The organism is Arenimonas malthae CC-JY-1, from assembly GCF_000747075.1.
Classification (GTDB): domain Bacteria; phylum Pseudomonadota; class Gammaproteobacteria; order Xanthomonadales; family Xanthomonadaceae; genus Arenimonas; species Arenimonas malthae.
This window is the reverse complement of sequence record NZ_AVCH01000052.1, coordinates 1-6,042: the sequence shown is the minus strand read 5'-3', so window position 1 is coordinate 6,042 and position 6,042 is coordinate 1. Positions and strand designations below refer to the sequence as shown.

Sequence of the window (6,042 nt, the reverse complement as noted above, 5' to 3'; positions counted from 1 at the left end):
CGCCGCGCCCGCCGCCAAGTCCGGCGTCGAGCTGCCGCCCGGCGCCGCCGCCTACGCCGCGCGCAACGACGTGAACCCGGCCGACGTCGCCGGCAGCGGCCGCGGCGGCCGCGTGACCAAGGAAGACCTGGTCAAGCACGTCACCTCCGGCGGCGGCGCCCGCCCGGAACAGCGCGTGCCGATGACCCGCATCCGCCAGCGCATCGCCGAGCGCATGATGCAGTCGAAGAACTCGATCGCCATGCTCACCTCGTTCAACGAGGTCAACCTGGGCAAGGTCATGGCCATGCGCAAGGAGCTGGGCGAGCCGTTCGAGAAGACCCACGGCATCAAGCTCGGCTTCATGAGCTTCTTCGCCAAGGCCGCCGCCAATGCGCTGCAGAAGCACCCGATCGTGAACGCCTCGGTCGACGGCAACGACGTGATCTACCACGGTTACGCCGACATCTCGATCGCCGTGGCCACCGACAAGGGCCTGGTCACGCCGGTGCTGCGAAACGTCGAGAACATGTCCTTCGCCGACGTCGAGGGCGCCATCGCCGGTTACGCCAAGGCGGCCCGCGAGGGCGGCCTGAAGCTCGAGGACCTGCAGGGCGGCACCTTCACCATCACCAACGGCGGCACCTTCGGTTCGCTGATGTCCACGCCCATCGTCAACCCGCCGCAGTCGGCCATCCTGGGCATGCATGCCATCAAGGAGCGCCCGATCGCCGAGAACGGCCAGGTCGTGATCGCGCCGATGATGTACATCGCGCTCAGCTACGACCACCGCATCATCGACGGCAAGGACGCGGTGCTGTTCCTGGTGGACATCAAGAACCAGCTGGAAAACCCGCACCGCATGCTGCTGGGGCTCTGACCATGGCCGAGAACTTCGACGTCGTCGTCATCGGTGCCGGCCCCGCCGGCTACCACGCCGCCATCCGCGCGGCCCAGCTGGGCATGAAGGTCGCCTGCATCGACGCCGCCCTGGGCAAGGACGGCAAGCCGGCGCTGGGCGGCACCTGCCTGCGCATCGGCTGCGTGCCCTCCAAGGCCCTGCTCGACAGCTCGCGCCAGTGGCACAACCTGCAGCACCTGTTCGGCGAACACGGCATCACCGCCAAGGACGCGAAGATCGACGTCGCGACCATGGTTGGCCGCAAGGACAAGATCGTCAAGCAGTTCACCGGCGGCATCGCCCAGCTGTTCAAGGCCAACAAGATCACGGCCTACTACGGCTTCGGCACCCTGCACCCGAACCGCTTGGTGAAGGTGAAGCAGCACGACGGCACCGAGGTCGAGCTGCAGGGCAAGCACGTCATCCTGGCCGCCGGCTCCGACTCCATCGAACTGCCGTTCGCGAAGTTCGACGGCAAGCACATCGTCGACAACGTCGGCGCCCTCGACTTCACCGAAGTCCCGAAGCGCCTGGGCGTGATCGGCGCCGGCGTCATCGGCCTCGAGCTTGGCAGCGTCTGGAAGCGCCTGGGCGCCGAGGTCACCATCCTCGAGGCCATGCCCGACTTCCTGGCCGCGGCCGACGCGGAAGCCGCCAAGGTCGCGCTCAAGGAATTTAAGAAGCAGGGCCTGGACATCAAGCTCGGCGCCAAGGTCTCCAAGGCCGAGGTGAAGAAGAACGAAGTGCACCTGACCTACAACGACGGCAAGGCCGACCACGAGCTCGTGGTCGACAAGCTGCTGGTCGCGGTGGGCCGCAAGGCGGCGTCCAAGGGCCTGCTGGCCGAGGGCACCGGCGTGCAGCTCAACGAGCGCGGCCAGATCGTGGTGGACGAGCACTGCGCCACCGGCGTCGAGGGCATCTGGGCGGTGGGCGACTGCGTGCGCGGCCCGATGCTGGCGCACAAGGGCTTCGAGGAAGGCATCGCGGTGGCCGAGCTCATCGCCGGCCTGCCGGGCCACGTCAACTTCGACACCATTCCCTGGGTCATTTACACCGAGCCGGAGATTGCGTGGGTCGGCAAGACCGAGCAGCAGCTCAAGGCCGAGGGCACCCCGTACAAGACCGGCAGCTTCCCGTTCGCCGCCGTCGGCCGCGCCGTGGCCATGGGCGAGCCGGCCGGCTTCGTCAAGGTGATCGCGCACGAGGAAACCGACCGCATCCTGGGCATGCACCTGGTGGGCGTGAACGTGTCCGAGCTGGTGCACGAAGGCGTGCTGGCCATGGAATTCCACGGCTCGGCCGAGGACCTCGCGCGCATCTGCCACGCCCACCCGACGCTGTCGGAGGCCATCCACGACGCCGCCATGGCCGTGGACAAGCGCGCGATCCACAAGGCCAACTGACCGCTTGGTGTACCCTTCCGAGAGGCGCCCCCGGGCGCCTCTCGGCGTTTCAAGCGCCGCTGCGCAAGGAGACCCCGCCATGAGCATCCCCGCCACGTTCCGCGCCTTCCGCATCCACCACTCCGACGGCCATCGCGCCGGCATCGAGGCGGTGTCGCTCGACGACCTGTCGCCCGGCGAAGTGGTGGTGCGCGCCGAATGGTCGAGCGTGAACTACAAGGACGCGCTCGCCGGCACCGGCGAAGGCAAGATCCTGCGCCGCTTCCCGCTGGTGGGCGGCATCGACGTGGCCGGCCACGTGGTGGCTTCCACCGACCCGCGCTTCCGCGAGGGCGACCCGGTGCTGTGCACCGGCTCGGGCCTGTCGGAAACCCGCGACGGCGGCTATTCCGAATACGTGCGCCTGCAGGCCGACTGGACCATTCCCCTGCCCGCCGGCCTCGGCCTGCGCGAGGCCATGGTGCTGGGCACCGCCGGCTTCACCGCCGGCCTGTCGCTGCTGCGCATGGAGCAGAACGGCCAGGTGCCGGCCATGGGCCCGGTGGTGGTCACCGGCGCCACCGGCGGCGTCAGCATGCTGGCCATCGACATCCTCAGCCGCGCCGGCTACGAAGCCCACGCCATCACCGGCAAGTTCGAGCACCTCGATTTCCTCACCCGCCTCGGCGCCCGCCAGGTGATCAACCGCAAGGACATGCACTGGGGCCCGCGCCCCCTGGAAACCGCCCTCTGGGCCGGCGCCATCGACAGCGTCGGCGGCGACACCCTGGCCGGCCTGACCCGCGTCATCCACCCCTACGGCAACATCGCCAGCTGCGGCCTGGCCGGTGGCCACGCGCTCAACACCACGGTGATGCCCTTCATCATCCGCGGCGTGTCGGTGCTGGGCATCGCCTCGGCCGGCACCGCGCGGGCCCAGCGCGAGCAGGTCTGGGAGCGCCTGGCCGGCCCCTGGAAGCCGGCCCACCTGGACGCCATCTGCACCCGCGAAACCACCCTCGACGAGCTCCCCCAGGTCTTCCCGACCATGCTCGCCGGCGGTTCCTTCGGACGAACGGTCGTTCGTCTCTGACCCGGCTTGCACCCCGACCGCCCCCCCGGCATACAATCACCTACCCGTTGGAGGCCCATTCATGGCACGCATCCTGATCGTCGATGATTCCCCGTCCCAGCTGATGGGCATGAAGCGCATTGTTGAAAAGCTGGGCCACGAGGCCCTGACCGCCGAAGACGGCGCCGCCGGCGTGGAGATGGCCAAGGCCAACGTGCCCGACCTGATCCTGATGGACGTGGTCATGCCGAACCTCAACGGCTTCCAGGCCACCCGCGCCATTTCCAAGGAAGCGGCCACGGCCCACATTCCCATCGTCCTGGTGACCACCAAGGACCAGGAGACCGACAAGGTCTGGGGCATGCGCCAGGGCGCCAAGGCCTACATCACCAAGCCGTTCAACGAGAGCCAGCTCATCGAAGTCATCAACAGCCTGCTCGCCGGCGGTTGAACTTCAAGCGCGCTTTTGCCGCGGATGGACGCGGATGGCGCAAGAGCGAGCCGATTCATGAAAAAGGGCCCCCAGGGGCCCTTTTTCTTTTCCACTCAAACAAACCCGCTCCTCAAGCCTTGCGCGGATCGAAGTCGAAGGCTTCGGACATCTGGCGGTACAGGGCCTTCTGGGCCTCGGTGGCGGCCTTGGGGGCGCGGACTTCGATCTCGACGATCTGGTCGCCCGCCGCGGGTTTGCCCGGCAGGCCGCGGCCGCGCAGGCGCAGCTTGCGGCCGGTGTCGGAATCGGCCGGCACGCGCAGTTCCACCGCGCCGCCCAGGGTGGGCACGCTCACCGTCGCCCCCAGCGCGGCCTGCCAAGGGGCCAGCGGCAGCGTGTAGAGCACGTTGCGCCCGTCCACCTCGAATTCGCCGTGCGGTCGGTAGTCGATCTCCAGCTTGAGGTCGGCGCCGCGCTGGCCCTGCCCGGCCAGGCGGATCACCTGGCCCGGCTGGATGCCCGCCGGGATGTTCACTTCGAGCTTGCGGCCGTCCACCTCGATGCGCTGCTTGCCGCCGGCGTAGGCCAGTTCCAGCGGGATGGCCAGCTTGGCGCGGGTGTCGCCCGGCGGCCCGGGCCGGCCACGGCCGGGGCCGCGCCCGCCGAACAGGGATTCGAAGAAATCGCTGAAACCACCGCCACCGAAATCCTGCTCGAAGCGGAAACCGTTGCCGCCGAACCCGCCGGCGCCGAAATCCGGCGGCGGCCGGAACTCCTCGCCGGGCCGGTAGCCCTGGGCCTTGAGCTGGTCGTAGGCGGCGCGCTTCTCCTTGTCGCGCAGCACCTCGTAGGCCTCGTTGATGGCCTTGAAGCGCTCCTCGGCGCCCTTCTCCTTGCTCACGTCCGGGTGGTACTTGCGCGCGAGCCGGCGGTAGGCGGTCTTGATCTCCGCCTCGCCGGCCGTCGGTTCGACGCCCAGGGTGTCGTAGTAGTCCTTGAACTGCATCGTCTGCCCTTGGAAGAAGAAAGACCCACGGGACGCGCCCGCGGGTCCAGTCTACGCGCGGGGGCCGCGGCCCGGCACCCGGGCCGCGGCGGAAAACCCGGTCAACCGACCTGGATGCGGCGCGGCGTGGTCTCGGGGCGCTTGGGGATGATGATCTCGAGCACGCCGTGCTTGCCGGTGGCGGTGATGCCTTCCGGGTTGGCGCTGTCGGGCAGCGCGAAGCGACGGTAGAACACGCCGTGCGCGCGCTCGATGCGCGAATAGCGGTCGCCCTCGGTCACCGACTCGGTCTTGCGCTCGCCCTTGATCGAGAGGATGCCCTTGTCCATCTGCACTTCGATCTCGTTGGGGTCCACGCCCGGCAGGTCGGCCTGGATGACGAAGCGGTCGGCCTCCTCCTTGACGTCCACGCGCGGCATCCACTGGCTGGTGACCACGCTGGACGCGTCGGCGTCGTCGGCGTTGAAGAACTTGTCGAACACCTGCTTGATCTCCTCCTGCAGGGCCCGCGGGTGGTTGGCGTTGTAGCGGATCAGGCTCATGTCTCGTCCTCCGTGGAATCGGCGGCGCGGTGGCCGCCATGCCGGGAAAGTAGGGTCGGCCGGCCAGCCTTCAAGGCCCCCACCCGGCCTTCACCGCAGGCGGTTAAACTTGCGGTTTACCCATACCTTTTCCGGAGTCCACCATGACCCTCCAGGTCGGCGACAAGCTTCCCCAGGCCACCCTCAACGTGCTGCGCGACGGCGTGCAGTCGCTGGACACCAACGAGATCTTCGGCGGCAAGAAGGTGGTGATGTTCGCGGTGCCGGGCGCCTTCACCCCGACCTGCTCGGCCAAGCACATGCCGGGCTACGTGGCGAAGATGGACGAGTTCCGCAAGCGCGGCATCGAAGTGGCCTGCCTGTCGGTGAACGACGCCTTCGTGATGGGCGCCTGGGCCAAGGACCAGGACGTGCCGGCCGACCTGCTGGTGCTGGCCGACGGCAACGGCGCCTTCACCCGGGCCATGGGCCTGGAACTCGACGCCACCGCCTTCGGCATGGGCCTGCGCGCCAAGCGTTTCGCGCTCTACGCCGAGGACGGCGTGGTGAAGCAGCTGCACGTGGAAGCGCCGGGCGAGTTCAAGGTGTCTTCCGCCGACTACGTGCTCGAGCACCTCGGCTGATTTCCTGATGTACAACGGGCGTGCGCTGCGCGCACGTCATGCGGCGGGACGGCGAGCGCCGCCCCACGCACGCAGGTCAGGTCTGCCCGGCGTCTTGCTAA

7 protein-coding genes are annotated in these 6,042 nt (G+C 68.6%); 5 read left to right on the top strand and 2 right to left on the bottom strand.

Features of this window, described 5'->3' with window-relative positions; all coding sequences use genetic code 11:
* From sucB to N790_RS03520, 4 genes are all read left to right on the top strand, one after another.
* Positions 1 to 859: dihydrolipoyllysine-residue succinyltransferase (gene sucB, locus N790_RS03535; protein ID WP_043800829.1), on the top strand; the 859-nt coding region annotated here is incomplete at its 5' end.
* A gap of 2 nt (positions 860 to 861) precedes the next feature.
* A complete protein-coding gene (gene lpdA / locus N790_RS03530) occupies positions 862 to 2,286 on the top strand; it encodes a dihydrolipoyl dehydrogenase (protein ID WP_043800827.1) in 1,425 nt (474 codons plus the stop codon).
* 79 nt (positions 2,287 to 2,365) lie between these two features.
* Positions 2,366 to 3,358, top strand: a complete 993-nt coding sequence (locus N790_RS03525) for an oxidoreductase (RefSeq protein WP_043800825.1) — start codon at positions 2,366 to 2,368, stop codon at positions 3,356 to 3,358.
* A 61-nt stretch (positions 3,359 to 3,419) separates the two neighbouring features.
* Positions 3,420 to 3,788 carry a response regulator gene (locus N790_RS03520; protein WP_043800823.1) on the top strand — a complete coding sequence of 123 codons (369 nt, stop codon included), beginning with the start codon at positions 3,420 to 3,422 and terminating at the stop codon, positions 3,786 to 3,788.
* Between the two features lie 112 nt (positions 3,789 to 3,900).
* Here the strand turns inward: N790_RS03520 and N790_RS03515 are convergent, their stop codons facing one another.
* Together N790_RS03515 and N790_RS03510 are read right to left on the bottom strand one after the other, a co-directional pair.
* Positions 3,901 to 4,776, bottom strand: a complete 876-nt coding sequence (locus N790_RS03515; RefSeq protein ID WP_043800821.1) for a DnaJ C-terminal domain-containing protein — start codon at positions 4,774 to 4,776, stop codon at positions 3,901 to 3,903.
* A gap of 101 nt (positions 4,777 to 4,877) precedes the next feature.
* Positions 4,878 to 5,318, bottom strand: coding sequence for an Hsp20/alpha crystallin family protein (locus tag N790_RS03510; protein ID WP_043800817.1), 441 nt, complete (start codon positions 5,316 to 5,318; stop codon positions 4,878 to 4,880).
* Between the two features lie 143 nt (positions 5,319 to 5,461).
* On the opposite strand from N790_RS03510, the gene N790_RS03505 reads away from it, so the two are divergent.
* Positions 5,462 to 5,941 carry a peroxiredoxin gene (locus N790_RS03505; protein WP_043800814.1) on the top strand — a complete coding sequence of 160 codons (480 nt, stop codon included), beginning with the start codon at positions 5,462 to 5,464 and terminating at the stop codon, positions 5,939 to 5,941.
* Positions 5,942 to 6,042 lie beyond the last annotated feature (101 nt).

What these genes read in the sequence shown, in the direction of transcription:
- lpdA (WP_043800827.1), top strand. Translation starts at nt 862, where the DNA reads ATGGCCGAGAACTTCGACGTCGTCGTCATCGGTGCCGGCCCCGCCGGC.
- N790_RS03525 (WP_043800825.1), top strand. Translation starts at nt 2,366, where the DNA reads ATGAGCATCCCCGCCACGTTCCGCGCCTTCCGCATCCACCACTCCGAC.
- N790_RS03520 (WP_043800823.1), top strand. Translation starts at nt 3,420, where the DNA reads ATGGCACGCATCCTGATCGTCGATGATTCCCCGTCCCAGCTGATGGGC.
- N790_RS03515 (WP_043800821.1), bottom strand. Translation starts at nt 4,776, where the DNA reads ATGCAGTTCAAGGACTACTACGACACCCTGGGCGTCGAACCGACGGCC.
- N790_RS03510 (WP_043800817.1), bottom strand. Translation starts at nt 5,318, where the DNA reads ATGAGCCTGATCCGCTACAACGCCAACCACCCGCGGGCCCTGCAGGAG.
- N790_RS03505 (WP_043800814.1), top strand. Translation starts at nt 5,462, where the DNA reads ATGACCCTCCAGGTCGGCGACAAGCTTCCCCAGGCCACCCTCAACGTG.